Annotated in this window: 22 protein-coding genes; 11 read left to right on the top strand and 11 right to left on the bottom strand. The window is 37.6% G+C overall.

Features of this window, described 5'->3' with window-relative positions; translation table 11 throughout:
- The 3 genes from N784_RS06345 to essA form a co-directional block, all read left to right on the top strand.
- Positions 1-533 (top strand): DUF1672 family protein (locus N784_RS06345; RefSeq protein ID WP_036833423.1); only part of this gene is annotated, 533 nt, incomplete at its 5' end.
- An 18-nt stretch (positions 534-551) separates the two neighbouring features.
- Positions 552-1,043: a hypothetical protein gene (locus tag N784_RS06340; protein ID WP_036833398.1), complete on the top strand. Its 492-nt coding sequence runs from the start codon at positions 552-554 to the stop codon at positions 1,041-1,043.
- Between the two features lie 15 nt (positions 1,044-1,058).
- Entirely contained in the window at positions 1,059-1,364 is a 306-nt protein-coding gene (essA, locus tag N784_RS06335; RefSeq protein ID WP_036833396.1) for a type VII secretion protein EssA, read from the top strand.
- A gap of 22 nt (positions 1,365-1,386) precedes the next feature.
- On the opposite strand, the gene N784_RS06330 is transcribed toward essA, so the two are convergent.
- Together N784_RS06330 and N784_RS06325 are read right to left on the bottom strand one after the other, a co-directional pair.
- The gene (locus N784_RS06330) at positions 1,387-2,007 is read right to left on the bottom strand and encodes a PH domain-containing protein (RefSeq protein WP_036833393.1); all 621 of its coding nucleotides are present in this window, start codon (positions 2,005-2,007) and stop codon (positions 1,387-1,389) included.
- A gap of 28 nt (positions 2,008-2,035) precedes the next feature.
- Positions 2,036-2,395, bottom strand: a complete 360-nt coding sequence (locus tag N784_RS06325; RefSeq protein ID WP_036833392.1) for a Lin0512 family protein — start codon at positions 2,393-2,395, stop codon at positions 2,036-2,038.
- A 145-nt stretch (positions 2,396-2,540) separates the two neighbouring features.
- On the opposite strand from N784_RS06325, the gene N784_RS06320 reads away from it, so the two are divergent.
- The 3 genes from N784_RS06320 (at position 2,541) to nhaC (ending at position 8,808) form a co-directional block, all read left to right on the top strand.
- Positions 2,541-4,736 (top strand): Z1 domain-containing protein, encoded by a 2,196-nt coding sequence (locus tag N784_RS06320; RefSeq protein WP_052127160.1) that lies wholly within the window; start codon positions 2,541-2,543, stop codon positions 4,734-4,736.
- Positions 4,737-4,882: 146 nt separating this feature from the next.
- A complete protein-coding gene (locus N784_RS06315) occupies positions 4,883-6,928 on the top strand; it encodes a methyl-accepting chemotaxis protein (protein ID WP_036833390.1) in 2,046 nt (681 codons plus the stop codon).
- Between the two features lie 494 nt (positions 6,929-7,422).
- Positions 7,423-8,808, top strand: a complete 1,386-nt coding sequence (nhaC, locus tag N784_RS06310) for a Na+/H+ antiporter NhaC (protein WP_036833389.1) — start codon at positions 7,423-7,425, stop codon at positions 8,806-8,808.
- Between the two features lie 82 nt (positions 8,809-8,890).
- On the opposite strand, the gene N784_RS06305 is transcribed toward nhaC, so the two are convergent.
- From N784_RS06305 to namA, 7 genes are all read right to left on the bottom strand, one after another.
- A complete protein-coding gene (locus tag N784_RS06305; RefSeq protein WP_332307843.1) occupies positions 8,891-10,258 on the bottom strand; it encodes an aldehyde dehydrogenase in 1,368 nt (455 codons plus the stop codon).
- Between the two features lie 20 nt (positions 10,259-10,278).
- On the bottom strand, positions 10,279-11,193 hold the full coding sequence (gene rnz / locus N784_RS06300; RefSeq protein WP_036833388.1) for a ribonuclease Z: 915 nt from the start codon (positions 11,191-11,193) through the stop codon (positions 10,279-10,281).
- Between the two features lie 140 nt (positions 11,194-11,333).
- Entirely contained in the window at positions 11,334-12,722 is a 1,389-nt protein-coding gene (locus N784_RS06295; RefSeq protein ID WP_036833387.1) for a sensor histidine kinase, read from the bottom strand.
- A complete protein-coding gene (locus tag N784_RS06290) occupies positions 12,719-13,402 on the bottom strand; it encodes a response regulator transcription factor (protein ID WP_036833386.1) in 684 nt (227 codons plus the stop codon). Before N784_RS06290 ends, N784_RS06295 begins: the two co-directional genes overlap by 4 nt.
- A gap of 20 nt (positions 13,403-13,422) precedes the next feature.
- Positions 13,423-14,664, bottom strand: a complete 1,242-nt coding sequence (locus N784_RS15935; protein ID WP_052127159.1) for a hypothetical protein — start codon at positions 14,662-14,664, stop codon at positions 13,423-13,425.
- Between the two features lie 30 nt (positions 14,665-14,694).
- Complete coding sequence (locus N784_RS06280) at positions 14,695-15,516, bottom strand: polysaccharide deacetylase family protein (protein ID WP_052127158.1); 822 nt, start codon at positions 15,514-15,516, stop codon at positions 14,695-14,697.
- 113 nt (positions 15,517-15,629) lie between these two features.
- Complete coding sequence (namA, locus tag N784_RS06275; protein WP_036833384.1) at positions 15,630-16,646, bottom strand: NADPH dehydrogenase NamA; 1,017 nt, start codon at positions 16,644-16,646, stop codon at positions 15,630-15,632.
- Between the two features lie 197 nt (positions 16,647-16,843).
- Between namA and N784_RS06270 the strand changes: the two genes are divergently transcribed.
- Genes N784_RS06270 through N784_RS06260 form a run of 3 tightly spaced genes read left to right on the top strand, consistent with a single transcriptional unit; the run spans position 16,844 to position 19,674 of the window.
- Positions 16,844-17,446 carry an anthranilate synthase component II gene (locus tag N784_RS06270; RefSeq protein ID WP_052127157.1) on the top strand — a complete coding sequence of 201 codons (603 nt, stop codon included), beginning with the start codon at positions 16,844-16,846 and terminating at the stop codon, positions 17,444-17,446.
- Positions 17,443-19,176, top strand: a complete 1,734-nt coding sequence (pabB, locus tag N784_RS06265; protein WP_036833382.1) for an aminodeoxychorismate synthase component I — start codon at positions 17,443-17,445, stop codon at positions 19,174-19,176. The genes N784_RS06270 and pabB overlap by 4 nt, the downstream gene beginning before the upstream one ends.
- 12 nt (positions 19,177-19,188) lie before the next feature.
- Positions 19,189-19,674 carry a DUF456 domain-containing protein gene (locus N784_RS06260; RefSeq protein WP_036833380.1) on the top strand — a complete coding sequence of 162 codons (486 nt, stop codon included), beginning with the start codon at positions 19,189-19,191 and terminating at the stop codon, positions 19,672-19,674.
- 10 nt (positions 19,675-19,684) lie between these two features.
- Here N784_RS06260 and N784_RS06255 read toward each other — a convergent pair whose 3' ends face one another.
- A complete protein-coding gene (locus N784_RS06255) occupies positions 19,685-19,915 on the bottom strand; it encodes a hypothetical protein (protein ID WP_036833378.1) in 231 nt (76 codons plus the stop codon).
- Between the two features lie 57 nt (positions 19,916-19,972).
- Between N784_RS06255 and N784_RS06250 the strand changes: the two genes are divergently transcribed.
- Positions 19,973-20,167, top strand: a complete 195-nt coding sequence (locus tag N784_RS06250; RefSeq protein ID WP_084600158.1) for a hypothetical protein — start codon at positions 19,973-19,975, stop codon at positions 20,165-20,167.
- 25 nt (positions 20,168-20,192) lie between these two features.
- Here N784_RS06250 and N784_RS06245 read toward each other — a convergent pair whose 3' ends face one another.
- The gene (locus N784_RS06245; protein WP_036833372.1) at positions 20,193-20,810 is read right to left on the bottom strand and encodes a hypothetical protein; all 618 of its coding nucleotides are present in this window, start codon (positions 20,808-20,810) and stop codon (positions 20,193-20,195) included.
- A gap of 254 nt (positions 20,811-21,064) precedes the next feature.
- Between N784_RS06245 and N784_RS06240 the strand changes: the two genes are divergently transcribed.
- Complete coding sequence (locus N784_RS06240) at positions 21,065-21,910, top strand: ABC transporter ATP-binding protein (RefSeq protein ID WP_036833370.1); 846 nt, start codon at positions 21,065-21,067, stop codon at positions 21,908-21,910.
- Positions 21,911-21,987: the final 77 nt, after the last annotated feature.

Genomic DNA, 21,987 nt, shown 5'->3' with positions numbered 1-21,987 from the left:
TAGATAAGGTATGGTCGCAGGAAGGGCAAGTGGAGGATGCAATCATGACTGGTATATATGGCATGGTGTTTGAAGAGGAGTTTACCAAATTAAATAACAAGTTGGCTGATGTTGCGGGCAAATACAACCTTGTTGGTAAGCGAGGAGAAGCAGTGGCAAACGTTGGGGCAAATGGATTTAGTAATACTTATTTTTACATGTCTATGTACGATGACAGTTTTTATCCACTTGTAAATCAATACTTAAAAAATCCGGATACAAATCTAAAAGAGTGGAAAAAAATCATGAATGAAATAAGTATAGATCCGAATGAAGTGCTAATTACAATTCACATGTTTATGGCAGAAAAAGAGGTAGACCCAAACGAAGAGGCGTTTAACGAATTAGTAACTGCGATTGAAGAAATGGAAGGAATTCCAACAGGAGCTTATTCTATTTATTTACATGATAATCGAATCTCTAGATGGTCGGCAACGGCCAGGAAAGATAACACGTTAGAGCGTTCATTTCCAAATAAAATTATAAAAAAGTAAAAGTTGGGAGGCACAAGAATGGATTCTGTATCAGTAAATGACACGCAAGTTACAGACTCTAAATTAGTCGAGTTAGCTGGTTTTCACGCTTATAGAGACTACCCAGATGGATTTGAATTCTCAGTGAATCATGTGAAATATGAGGTTGTAGATACAAAATACTTGCACCCAACAGGTCTAGATGCTTTAACTGTGTTGAATCTCTCAACCAAAGAATTAACGGTCGTCTATGTCGGCACAAACACGGAGCAAATAGAAGATATCGTGACAGATGTCCAGTTGTTAACAGATTTATCGCTTCCTCAAATTACTGCTGCTAAACAATATTACGAAGATATGAACAAGAAGTATGCAAGTGCAGGCGGAGTCAGTTCTGTGACAGGTAATTCACTAGGAGGTGCTTTAGCGAATGCGGTTGGTGTGAACCATCCCGAAGTAAAAACGGTTACTTTGAATCCTGCTCTTCTGCCAAAGGGAGAGATGGAACGATTGCTCCACTATTCCCCTTAATAATTTGAGAATAACATGATACAGAAGGAAGAACTACCTGAAGAGCAGCTCCATTTGACTTTTGAATCAAAAGATCAGGATAAGGAAGAAACATTAATCACGGATCTCTTTCAATCGAACTTGACGAATAAAAACACAATTGTAGCACAATCAAAGCAACTTCAATTATTTGCAGATGAAATGGATGTAAAACGGGGAGAGAGGAATACACAACAAATAATACACTCTATCAGTATGACAGCAGTCATGCTATTCCTGTTGTTTATCGCCATAGCATTGTTATTCCTTATCGTTCCTAAATTAAAGCCTACCCAATCCTAATTGTGGGTAGGCTTTCCATGTCTTAATGATTAATATATCGTTCAAACACGTCACTAAAATCTTTTTGGGTATACTTCACTTTGTTATTATATAACCATTGAAATGCATGTTGATTAATTTGTTCAAATTCGGTAGCTAATTTTACTTCGTTGTTATGAATAGCGTTTTGTTTTAGTGCGTTGCTAGCGTAGTCTAAACTTTGGATAGAGAAGCTCTTAAACTCATTGTTTTCTGCAGTAATTTCAGAAATTTTAATTAACGATTTGTATAAGTCTTTCAATTCTTCTAAGTTGTTTTTGTGTACATCAATGGAAAAATCCAAGTTCCCTAAATGGAATTTAATTTCTACATCTAAATCGATTGTACCTGCAGTTTCTAGACTAACGTTTGCGATGGTGTGTTTGTAGTATTCATAACGATGAAGTGTGCGTTTCTTACTCGTTGCACTCGTGCCATCTAAATGAATAAGCGCTTTGTTTGTGAAGCAATACTCATCTGATTTAGACTTGATGAGAAAGAAAATGGTTTCTCCGTCTTCATGCATCACATAATCATCTGCATCTACTTTGTCGAAATCCTCTTTTGGAATCACCTTACCAACATCACTAAGTCCTAATGCATCCGAAGCTACCTTTTTAAACACACTAACCAACACCTTTCATTATTTTGTATTAATAGCCAACTTCAACTGAGGCGTTGACAATATACATTAAGTCATTCTTATCCGCACGCTCTGGTAACACAATACCGCTTGTCGTTACCATACCGCCATCCATTACTTCGACGGATACTGTGCCATATGGAATGCAATTTTTAACAACATCATGATTTAGCTTGTCTTTATCTGCTGGAACGGCTAATTTGACGTTCACTTTCATGTTGTCTAGTGATTGATTTGGAAGGATGTTGCGAATGCCAGGCATGGAGTTTGCATGTATCGCATTTTTTACTGCTCTTTTTGCTGCTTGGGTGACATCTTGTCCATGCACATCAACACCCATTCCCGTTTCGATAAATAGTAAGTTTTCCATGGAATCATCCTTTCTTAACTCTATATTATTATAGCATAGAAGAGTAATCTCTTTAAGTAGTAACCTATTATTAGGAAGTGTATGGTGTTTGGCTATTGATTAGTTGTTTAGTAAAATAAAAGTTTACATTACTTTGAGAACATAGGTGAGACATTTGACAAGTGGAATACAAATTCAAAAAAATGGACATTTTTATTCAACGCTTGCTGCTTATCTCGATTATAATGCGGCTATGAAACATTGTATTTATGAAACGGTAGAAAATTTAGTGGCAAAAAGTACTACGGTCGAAAAGCCAGGTATGCTACTTGGTAATATTCAAAGTGGTAAGACGAGAACGTTTATCGGTGTTATTGGAATGGCCTTTGATAACGAATATGACATGGCCATTGTACTGACAAAAGGTACAAAGGCGCTCGCTAAACAAACGTATGAACGGTTGCATTCTGAATTTGCTTCTTTTGCAGAAGATGATCAGCTGCAAGTGTTTGATATAATGCAGATGCCTGATTATCTTAGCTCTTATGAACGTAATCAAAAGCTTATTTTTGTCGTAAAGAAGCAAAAACAAAATTTAGCCAGGCTTCATGAACTGCTTTTCGATACGTACCCTGAACTGGCAAGAAAACGAATATTAATGATTGATGACGAAGCGGATTATGCGAGTATTGGCTTTGAAAAAACAAAAAAGGAAGCAACAGATATTAGAACGATTGCAGGACAAATCGATGGGTTGCGCCACCAGTTAGTTTATTGCAGCTTTTTACAGGTTACTGCAACACCGTATTCCTTGTATTTGCAGCCGGAAACCATCCAAGTACATGAGCATAAAACGTTCCAACCGATAAGGCCAGCGTTTACTTCATTAGTTCCTATACCTAATACGTACATTGGGGGAAAGTTTTATTTTGAAGAGTCGGAAGAGCGTGGTTCACTTGCATCTTATTTACACGAGGAAATAGCAAATCATGAATTAGTTGTATTGAAGAAAGAAGACAGGCGACGCTTTAAAATAGAGCACGTATTAAAGAGTGATAAAATAACAACTCTACGAAATTCCGTTGTGCAGTTTCTTATTGGCGGGTATATGAGAAGGATTCAGCAACAAGAAAAAAACGAAAGGCTTTCGAAATATGCTTTTATTATACACACAGAAATCAATAAAGTAGCTCATGGATGGCAAGAGCAAGTTATTGTTGCAATGATAACCGCCCTTGAAAGAGCAGCAGTACATGAACAACCATTTTTAACAACTATGTTACAGGACGCTTATTCATCATTAGTGGAATCTATGAAACAATTTTTTTCACTTGAGGAAATTCCAAGCTTCCAACAAGTCCAATATGAAGTTACACGAGCGCTTGTAGAAGGGCACATATTAGTTTCAAAAGTGAATTCTGAAAAGCAGGTGGAACAATTATTGGATGATAAAGGTGAATTGAAGTTGCGAACGCCTTTAACGATTTTTATTGGAGGACAAATTCTCGATCGTGGAATCACAGTACGCAATTTGATTGGCTTTTATTATGGAAGGAATCCTCGCACATTTCAACAAGATACAGTGCTCCAGCATTCTCGTATGTATGGGTATCGCTCCTTTGCTGATTTAACGGTAACTCGTTTCTATACCACGCAGTCAATTTTTCAAGTAATGAAACAAATTCACGAGTTTGATACGGCGTTACGTGATGCATTCGAATTAGGCGGACATAATGCAGGTGTTGTATTTATACGGAAAGATGAACAAGATCGGATTATTCCTTGTTCACCAAATAAGCTTTTACTATCAAAAACAACTACATTAAAACCATACAAACGTCTGTTACCAATCGGATTTCAAACAGGCTATCAAACCTATATTAAGAAATCGGTTGGAGAGATTGACAGGAAGTTAAGGAAAGTTAAAGATGGCAAACCAACACTTGTGAAAGTAAAAGCTGTTTCCGCGATACTAAGGACGATTGCTAAAACGATTGAAATGGAGGATGGTTATCATTGGGATGTGGAGGCGATGATTGCTGCGATTGAATATTTATCGAATCAAAGTGACGATGAACGCTTAAAAGGAAAAGTGTGGCTCATCACCCGATTTGATCGTAACATTGCACGATTTGATCAAAATGGTCGTTTTATTAGTGCACCTGATACACCCGGAACAGGAGGAGGAGAGGCAGCTATTGCCAAACAAGTCGCCAAAACCATCCCAGCAATTATATTATTACGACAAAAAGGGGAAAAAGAGAAAGGGTGGCGTGACGCTCCTTTTTGGTGGCCGATTGCGATAACGCCACAAAAAACCGAAGCCACTATATTTGCTAATGAATTGCCAAAGGAATTTTAAATCGTTTACATCATTTTTTTCACAATATCTTAATAAAGTTAACCTATTTATACTTCATCATTGCTCTCTACAATCCGAAATGAATAATGTATACCTTTCTTTTAGGAGGAGGTATATAAATTTTTTTCAACGAGAGGGTTAAACAGATGAAGTTCAAAAGTGTAAAGATGAGAACGATGGTATTTATTTTACCTGTTCTAATTGTTTTAATTCTAACAATTCTAGCGTCAACCTTTATTTTTTCAAGGGATTTACTTAAACAAGAAATTGATGATAGGATGCATCATGAACTTGAAAATGTTAGTAATAATATTGAGAAGCGGATTAGCTGGAATACAAAAATTGCAGAACTAGCAGCAAAAGCAACAGAAACTTCTAATGGCGAATTTAAGATGGCCGACTATACAAAATTATTGGAAAAATCGTTTGCAACAAATGAGGAGACATTTGGCGGAGGGGTTTTCTTTAAGCCTGATACATTCCATGATAAGAAGTTTGCTTCAACGTACGTGTACAAAGAAGATGGTGACATGAAGGCAACCGACGAATATAACAATGCAAGCTTTGATTATACATCTCAGGATTGGTACAAAGCAGGAGAAAAAACAGATAAAAGTGTTGTTATTTCGGATCCGTATTTAGATACAAACATGAATAAAGCCATGGTTACAGCTACAGCACCTTTTCATAATCAGAAAGGTTCCTTTGCTGGAGTTGTTACTTCTGATATTGATTTAACAGAAATCCAACAAATTGTTCAGGATATACAGGTGAAGGATTCAGGGTATGCTTTTTTAGTTGATCGAAATGGTACGTATTTAGCCGACAAAGATGATAGTAACATTTTGAATAAAACAATAGCAGAAAACGAGGATGCAGGCATTGCGTCAATAAGCGATACAATCACCAATGAAGAACAAGGGAGCTTATCGTTTGATAATAAAGAAGGCACCTCATACGTTTACTTTAAAGATATTCCGGAATTAAATTGGACGATATCGTTAGTCGTATCTGAAGACGAGTTGTATGCTAGCGTGAATAAATTATTGTCGGCGCTAATTGTAGTCAGTTTGATTGGGATAGCGATTATTGTTGTGTTAATTCTCCTCTTTAGCCGTTCGATTGTACGTAACATCAATGAGGTAAATCAGATGGCAGCTGCGGTAGCTGAGGGAGATTTAACATATCAACTAGAAGTCCAAAGTGAGGATGAATTTGGACAAATGACAGGTTATTTAAATGAAATGAAAGATAATGTCTCTCAAATGGTTCACCAAATCGCGAATAGTTCCCATCAAGTAGCGGCTACGTCTAATGAATTATCTGCTAGCTCTGAACAAACTAGTTTAGCAACAGAGCAAATTACGATGTCCATTCAAGATGTAGCTAACGGTACGGAACAGCAAGTGAACATGTCAACGGATGCTTCCGAAGCGGTTACACAGATTGCTAAAGAAATGGATCAAGCAGAAGAAGAGATGCATGTAATAACAGCAACGATTGAAGAAACGAATAGAAAAGCAACAAATGGAAATGATGTGGTCAACAGAGCGATACAACAAATTGAAGTAGTAAAGCAAACTTCTGACCAAACAGCTGTGAAAGTGAACCGATTAAGTGAAAAGACGCATGAGATTAATCAAATTGTAGAGTTGATTACTCAAATCGCCAATCAGACGAACTTACTTGCTTTAAATGCAGCAATTGAAGCGGCACGTGCTGGAGAACATGGGCATGGTTTCGCTGTCGTAGCAGGTGAGGTGCGAAAGCTTGCGGAACAATCTGCACATTCCGCTGGACAAATTAGTCAATTAATAGGTGAAATTCAAGTTGAGTCTGAAGAAGTAGTACAAGCCATGAATGAGGGGGATAAAGCAGTTGCAGAAGGAATAGAGTTGTATTACCAAACAGGACGAGTCTTCACCGATATTGCTTCTATGGTAGGTGAAATTAGTGAGCAATCTAAATCTGTTTCTTCTTCAATCCAACATGTCAGTAAAGATTCGGATCGTGTAAAAGGGAAAATGGATGAAGTAATTACTGTTGCGGAACAAGCTGCAGGAAATACACAAACTGTTGCAGCATCAGCTGAGGAGCAAAATGCTTCTATGGAAGAAATATATTCATCTGCAGAAATGTTAAGTCAAATGGCAGAAGAGTTACAAACGGAAGTAAGTAAATTTAAAGTGTGAATCATCCCCCCACTTATCCCTCTTACGGGTTACTAGAAGTGGGGGCTTCTTGTGTAATGGACACTATTGATAGCTGATGGAGTTCACTAGGATAACTTGCTTGTTTCAAGAACATTAGGTAGTCGCTAATAAACGTATCCCCATTAAAAATTCAAATTCAATTTTGTTTTGTATTTTTAAAGTGGGAAATTATGAAATTGACTCATATGATAAAATATTATTCGTGTATATGTTCTTGAAAAGTGTATGTAATTTTCTACATAATATGCGAGAAGAGATAGATAAAGTGATAGAGCTAGATCTTCTATTCCGAGTATTTTCCTTCATTTCATGTAATGTTCGTGTTATTTTTTTGCATTATTGCTTTAGTGATTTAATGTTGTGCACTGTTGTTATATGAGTATTAAGGGTGATATATGAATAAGGCTATTTTATGCTCTAGTTTCCTTTATCTTCGTTTCGAAAGTTGTATATATGGTACGAGGAGGATTTAAGTGGAAAAAGTAAGGTTACCATCATTGTTAGAAGTTGCAATTGTATTGCTTTTATTTTTGGCAGTTGTTTTTTCTTTTACAACTCTTGGGCTGCCAATTCAATTAGCGCTCTTTATATCATGGTTTATTATGATTATTTTGGGCTTACGGCTCGGTTATCGCTATGAAACATTACAAGAAGGTATCATAAAAGGGATTTCAAATGGCTTAGAGGCAGTATTAATTTTATTTGCAGTCGGTGCATTAATAGGGACATGGATTGCTGGAGGAATTGTTCCATCCATCATTTACTTTGGGTTAGATCTTATTCATCCATCTGTTTTTTTACTAGCTACTTTGATTATTTGTTCTCTTACCGCTCTAGCAACAGGAACTTCTTGGGGAACAGTTGGAACTGCTGGAATTGCGATGATGGGTATAGGGGAAGCGCTTGGAATACCATTACCAATAGTAGCTGGTGCTGTTCTATCAGGTGCGTACTTTGGTGACAAGCTATCACCATTATCAGATAGCACAGTACTTGCAGCATCAATGTCTAAGGTAAATGTCATTTCGCATATCAAGTCGATGTTATATTTAGATGTTCCGGCTTTTATTATTACAGGAATACTTTTTACAATTACTGGTTTCTTCTATGGAGGAAAAGAGGTTGATATAGAAAGAGTAAGCTTTATTATGTCTGCCTTAGATAGGACATTTCATATTAACCTTCTTATGCTTGTTCCAGCAATTATTGTGATTAGTTTGTTAGTGATGAAGAAGCCCTCTATTCCATCAATATCAATAGGAGCATTATTAGGTGTTTTATGGGCGTTTATCTTTCAAGATATGAATGTAAAGGATGCATTTAACACAGCATATTACGGATTTTCGATAGATTCAGGGATAGAGTTTATTGATGAATTGTTAAACCGAGGCGGGATTAACGGTATGTTGAGCTCAATAGCTGTTATCATTCTTGGTTTAGGATTCGGTGGACTTCTTGAACGGATTGGAATATTAAAAGTTATTATGAATACGTTTGTAAATAAAATTAAAAATGCGGGTAGTTTATCGGCATCTACTATTTTTGTAGGGTTTTTATCGAATGTATTTGGTTGTGCAATGTATGTATCTTTAATTCTAACTCCGAAAATAATGGAATCCAGTTACGATAGACTTAAAATTGACCGTAGGGTATTATCTCGAAATACAGAGGTAGGTGGGACAATGACGTCTGCAATGGTACCTTGGTCTGATAATGGAATTTTCATGGCAGGAATTCTTGGAGTCTCGACTTTATCGTATCTTCCATTTATGTGGTTAAGTATTGTATCCATCGTTCTATCTATTGTATATGGATACGCAGGTTGGTTTGTTTGGAAAGATGAAGGGGATAAGGTGTAATCCATCTCTTTTTAAATAACAAAGGCGCTCTTCTAAAAGTATAGAAGGCGTCTTTGTTATTTTAGCTTTGTGGTAATGCTTGTCACTTTAACACTTTTTTAATAAGAGATAAGCCAAATTTCGTATTAGGGTATCGGATTGATATGTCATATTTCGTTGTTTGATGCAGCATGCTTTTTTCATGGGTAAAGGCATCGAAACTTGCTTTTCCGTGATAACTTCCAATACCACTTGGTCCGACTCCACCAAAGGGTAGGTTCGGGTTAGCGATATGGAACAACGTGTCATTAATACTACCACCGCCAAAGGAAAGCTGTTGTATAATCTTTTGGTGGCTTTTCTCGTCCTCGGAAAAAAAGTATAATGCTAATGGTTTAGGTTTTGAGCGAACTTGATTTATGACGTCATCGATCGATGAATAGCTTAGTACTGGTAGAATAGGACCGAAAATTTCATCTTGCATGATCGGTTCATTCCAATCAACATTTTCTAAAATAGTAGGCTCAATGACTAGGTTGTTTTGATTGCTTTTTCCACCGCTTACTAGAGTACCGTTCGTTAAATACGAAGTAAGTCTATTAAAGTGTTTTTCATTGACGATGTGGGTATAGTCACCATTTCCAATCGGATTAGATCCGTATAACGCTGCAACGGCTTCTTTTAATTTGGTTAGAAACGTTTGCTTCACATTTTCGTGCACGTACACATAATCAGGGGCAATGCATGTTTGACCAGCATTCGTAAATTTCCCCCAGGCGATTCTTTTTGCGGCGAGTTCGATTTTCGCTGTTTCATCTACGATAACAGGGCTTTTTCCACCTAATTCGAGTACATGTGGAGTTAAATGTTGGGCGGCTTTCTCCATCACAATTTTTCCCACTGGCACACTTCCTGTAAAGAAAATAAAGTCAAACGGTTGATCTAATAGTTCTTGACTAACTTCAACGCCGCCTTCTACGACTGCGAAATAGGACGTATCAAACGTTTCCTCTATCATTTGCTTAATTAAAGCGGATACGTTTGGTGTTAATTCTGACGGCTTTAGCACAATTGTATTTCCACCTGCAATGGCGCCAATGGCTGGAGCTATTGCTAGTTGAAAAGGATAATTCCAAGGCGCAATAATTAAGGAAACGCCATAAGGATCTTTGTAAATGTAGCTTTTAGAGCCAATATGAGAGGTGGGTGTTTTCACTTTCTCTGGCTTCATCCACTCTTTTAACTCTTTAATGGTCTTATTTACTTCTGCATAAAGGAAACCAATTTCTGTTGAATAGCTTTCGAATTCGGATTTGTGTAGGTCTTGTTGTAATGCGTTTATAATGTTTTTTTCATTTTGTTCGATAACTTTCTTTAGGCGTTTTAGTTGTTTCAAACGGAATGATAATGACTTCGTTGCATTTTCATAATAAAATGCTCGTTGTTGTTGTATAAGAGAAGGAATATTCACCGTTTGCTTCACCTCATATGTTAGATTGGAAATGTGGCAAAATCAGTTGCCAGCTTCGAATTTGGAAATATGGATTGTGCTTCTATTAACAATTGCTTCTGTGCATCCTGTTGATATCTAGATGAAATATGTGTAAGAATTAATTGTTTTACATTCGCTTCGCGTGCAAGATGTGCCGCTTGCTCGGTTGTTGAATGATAATAATTGTACGCATGTTCTGCTTCGGCCTTTGCAAAGGTTGCTTCGTGTACAAGTACATCTGCATTTGCTGCAAAGTCTGCTACATGTTGAACATAACGAGTATCACCTAATATACACACTTTCCGTCCTGGTTTAGGAGGACCCACATAATCATCACGATGCACGATATACCCAGTAGGGAGCGTAACAATTGGATTATCCTTGATTTGCTGATAGACAGGCCCAGGCTTGATTCCAGCTTGTTGTAGGCGTTCGACCAATAGCTCTCCAGGTTTATCATGTTCTTGAATACAATAGCCATAGCTAGGGATACCATGTTCTAGTCTATGACAGCTTACTTTACAATGGTCATCTTCAAAAATAATGCCTTCTTCTATTTCGTAAATGTCAACGAAGTAGGTGAGTTTCGTACTACTTATGGCAAGGGCAGTTTCTAAAAACGTTCGTATTCCTTTAGGACCATATACGGCTAGTGGACTGTCCCCACCTTGAAACGAGCGACTCCCTAAAAGACCAGGTAATCCAAATATGTGATCACCGTGTAAATGAGTGATAAATATTTTTTCAATTTTTCTTGGGCGAATATTGGTATGTAATATTTGATGTTGAGTTGCTTCTCCGCAATCAAATAACCACGTGCTGCCACGTTCTTGTTGCATTTCTAACGCAATGGAAGTGACATTTCTTTGCTTGGAAGGAACACCTGCCCCGGTTCCTAGAAAATATAATTCCATCCTGTTCCTCCTACTACATCCTTTGTTTCTCAAGTAATATCTTTATTACTATTTAGGTCAAATTTTAAAATGAATTATAAGTGCAATAAATGAAAAATGCAAGAAAGAAGGCTGCATACCAAAGCAAACATCCACCTCCATTAAGTGTTACACGTTTGCTTTGGTAATGTAATCGTAACACAAGTTCCCTTGCCTAGTTCACTAGAAATGGTAATACTTCCATCGTGTAAATCAATAATCTCGTTGGAAATTGCTAAACCTAAGCCGGATCCACCTTGATTAATGTTACTTTGATAAAATGTTTGCATCACTAGGGGTAGGTCTAGTTTAGAGATACCAATTCCATAATCTTTAATCGCAATTATTATTTCTTTTTCCACCTCATGATACGAAGTGTGAATCGAGGATTGCTCCTTAGAGTATTTAATCGCGTTGTCATATACATTGATTAACACTTGCTTTAATCTACTTTCATCAGCCATAATCGACAGTTCATCATCTCCTTCGATTGAAAAGGTAAGGTGTTTCTCTTCTGCTTTAACGCGAAGCTGCTGGGTTACTTCCTCTATAAAAGGTGCTAATGGAATGGAGGTTTTTTCTAGTACAATGCGTTTGGATTGGAAACGTGAGAAATCTAGCAATTGCTCTACTAAACTTATGAGTCTATTTGTTTCATTAGAGATAATATTCATACCTAATTCGATTTCTTCTTCCGTTAGTACTTCTGAAGTTCTTATCGTTTCAATCCATCCTTTTATTCCTGTTAGTGGCGTACGTAATTCATGAGAGATGGAAGAAATAAAATCGTTTTTCATTTGATCCGTTTTTTCAATTTCATCAGCCATATAGTTTAACGTTTCAGATAATTGACCTATTTCGAGAATATAGTCTTCTTTGATTCTTGTTTTAAAATTTGTCTTACCCATTTTGTACGCATCTCGTGTAATCTCATGTATGGGAGTAACAATCGAATTTGCTAATTTCAAACTAATGATAAAGACAATTAAAGAAATGAATAGTCCTACGCTGATAGCTAAATACATCACATGATGAATAGCCTTACTAACTTCTGTTAAGGATGACGTATATTTTAAAGCTGCAATAACTTGACCTTGGTATAGAAGTGGGGTATAGGTGGCAAGTACTTTTTCACCGGTTGCTGAATTCGTCTCAGCCTCATAGTTTGTTTCACCTTCTAATACGGAAGGAGGGAGGTGTTGCCTTTTCTCCTGTTTAAACCCATAGTTACTCATCATAACTGTTCCTTCTCGGTTTATTAGTTCCAATTGCGCGCCTTCATATTCCAAGCTGTTCATGATTTCGTTACTATGCTGGTCGATATTAAGTAATTGGTATTCATTAAATTCGTATTTTTGTAAAAAAACGGAGGATGTATCGGCGTGATTTTGAAATGTACTCGACATGCCTTGATAATAGTACTCGCGAACACCGAAGTAGAGAACAGATTCAACTAAAATTAACATAAGTAATATAACTGTCATAAAGGAAAAGATGACTCGTCGCTTCATAAGTCCGTTGCTCTCCATTCATATCCTTTACCCCAAGAAGTGATAATGAAGTTCGGTTTTGAAGAGTCGTTTTCAATTTTCCTTCTTAATCTTCTTATATTCACATCAACAATTTTAGGATCACCAACATAAGTAGTTCCCCAAACTTTATCCATTAACAATTGCCGTGATATAGAGTGCTTCGGTTGGCGAATAAGCTCATATAGTAATTGGAATTCAGTAGGGGTAACTTCGATTCGGTGATCATGCTTCCATACTTCTCTGTTTGTAATATTCAATGTAAAAGGGCCAGAAGTGATATGTTCTTCTTCTTCAGGTAGTATGCGTCTTAATAAAGCGGTCATTCGTGCAATAAGCTCATTAGGGCTAAATGGTTTCGGGATATAATCGTCTGCCCCGACTGATAACCCGTATATTTTATCTTCTTCTTGAGATTTGGCTGTTAACATGATGATACCGACATGATTGTTCTGCTTGCGAATTTGTTCACATACTGACATACCATCTATACCAGGTAACATAATATCTAGTAAAACGACGTCATAAGTGTGGCGGTTAAATAAATCCAGTGCTTCTTCACCCGTTGTTGCTTCTGTAACGATATAACCAGCTTTGCGTAAATTTAATTGGATAAAGCTGCGAATGGATAGTTCATCTTCTACAACTAATACTTGTGCCAATGTTACACACCTCCAATCGTTTATAATGTTTCCATCCATAATTTGAAATGGTCTTTGTGTTGTATATAGTCTCGGTTCATTTCATATATATAGTCGGTTGTTTTGGCGACAATTTCATACTGCTCTTTTTCTTCCCATCTTTCTTTCGGTGTCCAGATTATTTCCATTAAAGTATGTTGGTCTTGGTTGTGAATGGTTACTGATTTATCCTCTTCTAAGATCGTAACATCTTCTGGCCATAGAGATGGAAATACAATGATAAATTCTCCTTGAAAGTATGAACGCTGCACTTCAATCAGTCCATTATCACCGTCCCATTGACCATACACATCAATCCAAGGTGTATCCACCATTGCGTACTCTTGGCCATGTGGGGCGATTTTATAACCCATTTCAATAATTCCATCTCCATTTATATCTTTACTTTCCATAGGATAAGGGCTAGTGGTTTGTATGTGATTTAAGTCTTCGAACACATTTAGCAAATGTCCTTCTTCGTAAGTAAGTAAATACGATGTTCCAGAGTGAGCTCCAACTTGAGCATCTAGCCATATACCACGTTTATTTTTACTTACTTTTCCTGCTATCGCGTTTATATATCCGTTCACGTAAGGGTCTAATGATAATTCGGAAAGCTTTTCTACACTTTTGGAATCATTCCATTGGTAAAGGGCTGCTTGTGCCGAGTTCAAGCGATCTAACGTAATGATTGTCATGTCGGTTACTCCGTCTTGGGTTAGGTCGTCTAACAATATATTGGAATAGTGAGTTGAGAAAATTTCTTTTTTCCCTTCTTGATTCATATTGTACATATGTAATTGTTTCGTTTGGCCTTCACCTTGGGCTAGTCCGACGACGAGGCTTAGTTTGTTAGCATCTGTTGGCATGAAGTTGAAATAATCAAGCTCGTAACCTTCCAACTGTTTATGCACCATACTATTCCAATCATCTTCTGTGTAGTCATATATAGCAAAATGAATGTATGGAGAGAATGATTGTTCTGTATAAAAGATAACTGCTTCATCTGAACCATCCAAATCTAAGTCTTCCTGAAAAATCGTTTGATCCCTTAACCCTCCTCGTGGGGAAATGAGTTGTGCCGACTCTGGAATGTCGCTTTGTATTGCATTCCAAAGCTGTTGGTCCTGTTTTGGTAATGCAGGTGGTGTAATTAATTGAGCGGGTGTATGCGCAATCGTACACCCGCTCAATAAGAATAGGATAAACGTTAAACCAAAGGATTGTATAATAGGTTTCATCATGTTGGTATTCATCCTCTTTCTTCGAAGTCATTAAGATTGAAATTGGACAGGGTCCATATCATCCGTTAGTTCTTTAAATGCATATCCCTCAGCATCTAACTGAGAGAGGAGTAGGTCTAAGTGTGCTGCAGTTGTGGTTTTTTCATGCATTAAAATAATAATGGGTTGATTCGAACCTGCTAACTTATGAACACCTTCCATCACTTCTTGAACATAACGCTTATCACGAAATGCCCAGTCTTTACTATCTACATTCCAATCCCAAAGTATGTAATCATGATCTTGAACAGCCTTGCGGTAAGTAGGTGTCATATGGGGTATACTGCCATATGGAGTTCGTATTAAACGCGTCACTTCTCCTGTGATAGAAGCTAAAGTGGATTGACCTTGGTTCAATTCTTGTAATACAGAAGAAGAAGAAGCGTAAAATATATGTTGGTCATGTGTCACACCATGCAGGGCGAGCGTATGTCCTTCATCACGCATTCGCAGAACAGATTGTTTGTAAGTCGTCATGTTCGGTTCTAGCATAAAAAAAGTAGCTTTCGCATCATATTTTTGTAATATATCTAGAATATCGTTAGATGCTTCATTTGGACCATCATCAAACGTTAAATAAACGACCTTTTCGTCACTCGGTTGTATCGGAGTTGGAAATAGCGACTCACTTATATTTCCTTTCTCATAAGAAGCACTTGCATTTGTACTATGTATGGAATATGGTAAAGCTTTTGAAGTGAAAGTCAATGCCTTATTATCATGAATAAGCATGACCAATACGAGTAATAATCCTGTAATTCCTACTATTTCCGCTAAAAACGACCTTTTTTTCCGCTTTTTTTTTGACCTCATGTTTCTCCCTCTCTTTCTATCCATAGAAAATTGTAATAGAATAAAAGGGAAAAATGGTAACAACAAGGTTACAATCTGTCGAACTAGCAAACTAGTAATATAATGTTACGTTTTTACCACCCGCGCTCATATGGTGTCGGAGCGGTAATGGTAACTCCTAATTCATCAGCTGCTTGTTTTGCCCAATATGGATTACGTAACATCGCGCGACCGATAAAGACGAGATCGGCTCGCTTGTTTTGCACAATTTCTTCTGCTTGTATGCCAGTAGTAATCATGCCAACAGCTCCTGTAGCGATGTCGACTTCCTTTCGCAATTGCTCTGCATACGGAATTTGGTATCCAGGAAAAACATGTGGTCGAGCAGAAACAACGCCACCACTGCTACAATCAATTAAGTCAACGCCAAGCCTCTTCATTTCGTTTGCAAAATAAATAAAATCGTTTATGGTATTGCCATTGGTATCATACTCATTTACCGAAATGCGGACGAATAGAGGACCGTCCCATGTAGTTTGAACCGCCTGAATGATTTCTCGTAGAAATCGGAAACGTTCTGCTACAGTGCCACCGTATTGATCCGATCGTTTATTGGTTAAAGGAGATAGAAATTCACTAATTAAGTACCCGTGTGCACCATGTAATTCCACTATGTCAAAGTTTGCTTCTTTGGCTCGTCGTGCCGCTTCGGCAAACGCTTCGATGGTTTGATTCATCTTCTCTTGTGTCATTTCTTGAGGTTTTTTCATTCCTTCTTTATACGGTATGGCGCTTGGAGCAAAAATGTCACCGTCCACCATTGCTTTTCTTCCAGCATGAGCTAATTGAATGGAGCTTCGTGCGCCGTAGCGATGGATGCCTTCATTTATTTTTTGCAAGCCAATAATATGTTCATCTGACCAAATGCCAAGGTCTTTCGAAGAAATGCGCCCCTCTGGCAATACAGCTGTTGCTTCTGTCATAATAAGCCCAGCCCCTCCAGCTGCTCGACTTTCATAATGGGTAAAGTGAAAAGGCGCTACGTGGCCATCCTCTTGATCAGAAGAATACATACACATTGGAGACATAACGACACGATTTTTTAAAGTTACGCTGCCAAACGTTATTGGGGAAAATAATCCTAGTTCCATCTTACAACATCCCTTCCATTAAAGTAGTTGACTTGACTACTATTTTCTCATAACTTTGCCATGGTAGCATGTATCTTGCTTGTCATATACTGCAAGGAGTTTGAATTATGGAAATATGTCCTTCAAGTATTTTCTTTTTTGGCTAATTCATATGTTCAAGATATAATATAAATATAAAAAAATAAATGGGTGAAATTATGATAGTATTAATCGATCATTATGATTCTTTTACATATAATTTAGTGCAGTACATTCAACAAATCACAGGGGATGTGCAAGTATTAAAATGCGATCAAACAACGGTAGCTGAAATAAAGCAGCTAAATCCACAAGCTATTGTGCTCTCACCTGGTCCTGGTACGCCAGAGGAAACAGGAGTTAGTAAAGAGGTGTTGCGTTACTTTCATCAGCATGTCCCTATTTTAGGTATTTGTTTAGGTCATCAATTGATTGTAGAGTATTTCGGTGGGACGATTATGAAAGGAAAACAACCCATTCACGGCAAGGTTGATTCGTTATATCACGATGGATTATTGCCATATGAAGGTGTAAACAATCCGACTGACGTGACGCGCTATCACTCATTGATAGCAGAGGAATCCACACTGCCTTCTTGTTTGCAAGTTACAAGTAGAACAGCAGATGGCGTCATCATGGGAATTCGTCATCATTGCTATTCGATTGAAGGCATGCAGTTTCATCCTGAAGCTATTTTAACTACGGAAGGGTATCACATGTTAAACAATTATTTTCGTTCGGTAGTAGGATTAGACGAAGCAACGAAGGGTGTGAAACAATGAAACGAAAGCCATGGTTACAGTTTGATTTTCACAATCGTGTTTGGCAATTTCAGCATCCTGTACATACATTCGTTGCTCGTAGCATTTCTGAAGTACGAAAAGTATTTCAGCAAATTGAACAATGGATTGATGAGGGGTATTACATAGCCGGCTATGTTTCCTATGAAGCAGCACCAGCCTTTGATAGTGCTTTACGTGTTCATCATCAATCGTCTTTACCACTAGTTTGGTTTGGAGTTTTTGAAGCTCCAATGAAATCGATGCGTACCCAACAGGAAAAGCCGTTTCGATTAACGGATTGGACGAGTGAAGAGGATTATGCTGCTTATCAAATAGGGATAAAGTCTATAAAAAAAGCAATCGAAGAAGGGCATACTTATCAAGTAAACTACACGACTCGATTGCAATCGACATTCGAGGGGGATTCTTTTAGTTTTTATAAACGATTAGCCCGTAATCAAGATGCTTCTTATAGTGCGTTTTTGCAATTAGAGGATTTCTCTATTTTGTCCGCTTCTCCTGAGCTTTTTTTCCATAAAGAGAAGGACATGTTACGAACAAAGCCGATGAAAGGGACAATCAAAAGAGGGCGGTACGTTGAAGAAGACGAGCAATTAGCTAGTAAATTGTATCAATCAGAAAAGGATCGAGCGGAAAACGTGATGATTGTTGATTTATTACGTAATGACGTAGGTAGGATTGCGAAGCCAGGTTCCGTTCATGTTTCTAGCCTATTCGATATAGAACGTTATCCAACGGTTCACCAAATGACTTCCACTATAGTTGGTCAAATTGATGCGAATATTTCATTTACGTCAATATTTGAAGCGTTGTTTCCTTGTGGTTCGATCACTGGTGCCCCAAAAGTGAGTACGATGAACTATATTGCAGCATTGGAGCAATCGTCTAGAGACATATACTGTGGAGCAATTGGATTTATTACTCCTGAACGAGACGCTGTGTTTAATGTCCCTATTCGAACGGTTTGGATCGACCATACGACAAATAAAGCGGTTTATGGAACAGGCGGAGGTATTACGTGGGATTCTACTACTCAAGATGAATATGAAGAGATGTATGCCAAGGCTAAAGTACTGACAGAAGAACGTCCTACATTTGCTTTGCTTGAAAGTATGTTGCTAAGTGAAGGGGCATATCCGTTGATGCAGTTCCATATGGAAAGGTTAGAGCAAAGCGCTTATTATTTTAACTTTACATTACAAGAAGAAGAAATTCGTCAACAATTACGAAACGTTTCACAACAGAAAAACGTAGGAAAGTGGAAGGTTCGTTTGCTTATGAATAAAAATGGTTCTACACAAATTGACGTCCAAGAAGTCACGCATGTAGAAAAGCCGGCTAAATACACATTGGCATCCTTTCCAGTTGATTGTAGTCATCCTTTTCTGTATCATAAGACGACGTATCGCAACGTATATGACGAGCATACAACCAATAAACCATCTCGTGCTTTATCGGTGCTGTTATGGAATGAACGAAACGAGTTAACCGAATTTACGATAGGTAATGTAGTGCTAGAGATTGATGGAAAATGGTTAACGCCGCCAATTACAAGCGGATTACTTGCAGGTATTTACCGAAAAAAACTGTTGCAGGAAGGTACTATTGAGGAACAGGTTTTGACAATTGATGATTTATCAAACGCCACATCGATTTGGATGATCAATAGTGTCAGAGGCTGGGTTCGAATGGAACAAATTGAAGTGTAAAAGGGGAATCGTATGGATATTGTACTATGGATTATAGTTATTGCTGGATTTATTTTAAGCTACGTTGCTTTGATTTTCCCAGTGTTACCAGGATTATTGTTTTTCTGGATTAGTATTTTAACGTATCATTTTTTCATTGATTCAGGTCAATTAACATTGTGGTTTTGGCTAACAATGGTCGTGTTTACAGCGGTATTACTCGTAAGTGATATCATTATTAATAGTAAGTCGGTAAAACGGTTCGGAGGAACAAAATGGGGAGAACGAATGGCTGCTGTTGGAGTGATATTAGGGTCATTTATTTTTCCGCCATTCGGTATTATTTTGCTACCGTTTATTCTTGTTTTCATTACAGAGTTGGTGCAAAAGAAGAAGGTTGATAAAGCGGCAACATCTGCTTTTGGTGCACTTGTAGGATTTTTGGCAGGTACAGTAGCGGCGTTTCTATTAACAACAATTATGATTATCTCCTTCTTCGTAAGTATTTGGCTATGGTAAAGGACAGACCTCATCGCATGTTGGTGAGGTCTGTATTGTTATCTGGAAAAGGGGGAAATCCATAAGGAAAAGGGCCGCAAAATGGTGGCAAAAAAGGGAACGTTGCAGCATAAAATGGAGGATAATAAAATGTTCCATATAAATCGAATACAAAGTCACTAGCACCAGCGAATGGGAAAGGAGTAAACACAAAACGTTTGATGCTCTCATTCTTTCCTAAAGGAATAAGAGGGTATTCCATAGTTATTCCCTCCATATTATTTATTGTATGATAGTCTATGAACAAGGATGCAATATGTTGCAAGAGAAAGGAGCGAGTATGAGAGATTTTCATTGTTGTGCTACGTGTGTTCATTTTAAAGTAGAGAAGACAAGTCAAGGTGTTCGCCGTTACTGCTCCCGTTTAGGGTATGAAACAAATCCAAAGTGGAAGTTCAACTGCTGGAAGCCGACGGAAACGGTGAAACGATTGATGGAAAAGGAATTAAGGTGAGACAATCATTAAACGGTCTCACCTTTTATTTCGTTTTAATAGAAGGAGATTTCCATTTGTCTTTCTTATGAACATTCGGTATAAAAATGACGCTTTTTATCGCTTTCAAAATATACAAACATTTCCCTGTATACAATACGATATTCGTTGATTGATAGATAGCAATCGTTTTACATAATGCTTTCCCACCAACGGTAAGTGCAGCGATGACGCTAGTTAATAGAACCGTAATAACAATAAATAAGATGGAACCTTCAGACGTGTTTAAGATAGCTGTCATTTGGAAAACAACAGCTGTTGATGCAGCACCACTAACAATACCTGCAATGTCCCCGATAACATCATTAAAGAAACTTGAAAAAAGCGGTGCATTTTTTGATATGTACGCGGCTTCTTTAGCGCCACGAACTTTTTTAGAAGCCATGGCATGAAAGTGATGTTCCTTCGCTGTGGCCGCTGCTAAACCTACTGTATCGGCGATAACTCCAATAAGAATGAATAAGAAAACGATTAGTAAACTAAGAAAAAGTGTCGAACCTTCTCGAAAAAGTGTCGATAGTGTAGAAAAAAATAAAGCTAGCGTAAACGTTAATAAACTTATTTTACTGCTCCAATGCATGGATTGGCGTAATTGTTTGAGCATATTGGTTTTCCCCTCTTTATTTCACTTAACGAATAGAAATTACCTTCACTCACTTTTCTTTCCTTAACGCAACTTTGTGTATAGTATAATGTATTTCCAGTTCATAGTAAACCAACGTTCACTATCTGCATCATCTTATATTGTTTTAGAAGTAATGTGACCTTGACAAAAGAAAACAAGGGAATTATAGTTACTGTAGAAACGAAAATGAGAATCGTTATCATTAGAGCGTTGTGAAAGTGGGAGGAATTTTGATGGAGCGTTTATATACAGAACAACTGCAAGTCGGTTATGGGGAAAGACCAATTGTACAAGATTTAACAATCACAATACCAGATAAACAAGTCACGACGATTATTGGTTCCAACGGTTGTGGTAAATCAACGTTACTTAAGGCAATGACGCGTATTATCCCGCATCAAGAAGGATCAATTGTATTAGATGGGCAATTAATCGCTAAAGAAAATACGAAAGCTTTGGCAAGAAAGATGGCCATTTTACCGCAAACACCTGAAAGTACACCTGGTTTAACAGTAGGAGAATTGGTGTCCTACGGTCGGTTTCCTTACCAAAAAGGGTTTGGACGTCTAACAAAAAAAGATATAGAAATGATTAATTGGGCGTTAGAGGTTACTCATACAGAATCATTTCGCCACCATCCAGTCGATGCATTATCAGGTGGACAGCGCCAGCGCGTATGGATTGCAATGGCATTAGCACAAGAAACTGAAATGATTTTCCTTGATGAACCAACTACGTATTTAGATATGGCTCATCAACTTGAAGTATTGGAATTACTAGAGAAGTTAAATAAAGAACAAGGAACGACAATTGTCATGGTGCTTCATGATTTAAACCAAGCGGCCCGTTTTGCTAATCATATTATCGCCTTAAAGGACGGGCAATTAATCAAATCAGGAAGTTGTGAAGAAGTTATTACGCATGACGTGCTAGCAAAAGTGTTTCAAATCGATGCCGTTATTGGTCAAGACCCAAGAACGAATAAACCAATGTGCATCACTTACAATTTACTTAAAGGAGCAGCGAAGCACGATCAAAAAGCTATTCCTCTTCACGGTGTAAGGAGTGTTTCTTCTTAGTGCATCTGTAGTGTATATGAAGGGCCGAAATGGAAGGTACTTATGCTTAAAGGTGCTCCATAAAATTAAAAAAAGCA

Origin of the sequence: Pontibacillus litoralis JSM 072002, assembly GCF_000775615.1 — a bacterium.
In the GTDB taxonomy this organism is placed as follows: Bacteria; Bacillota; Bacilli; order Bacillales; family BH030062; genus Pontibacillus; species Pontibacillus litoralis.
This window is presented reverse-complemented; position numbering and strand designations above follow the sequence as displayed.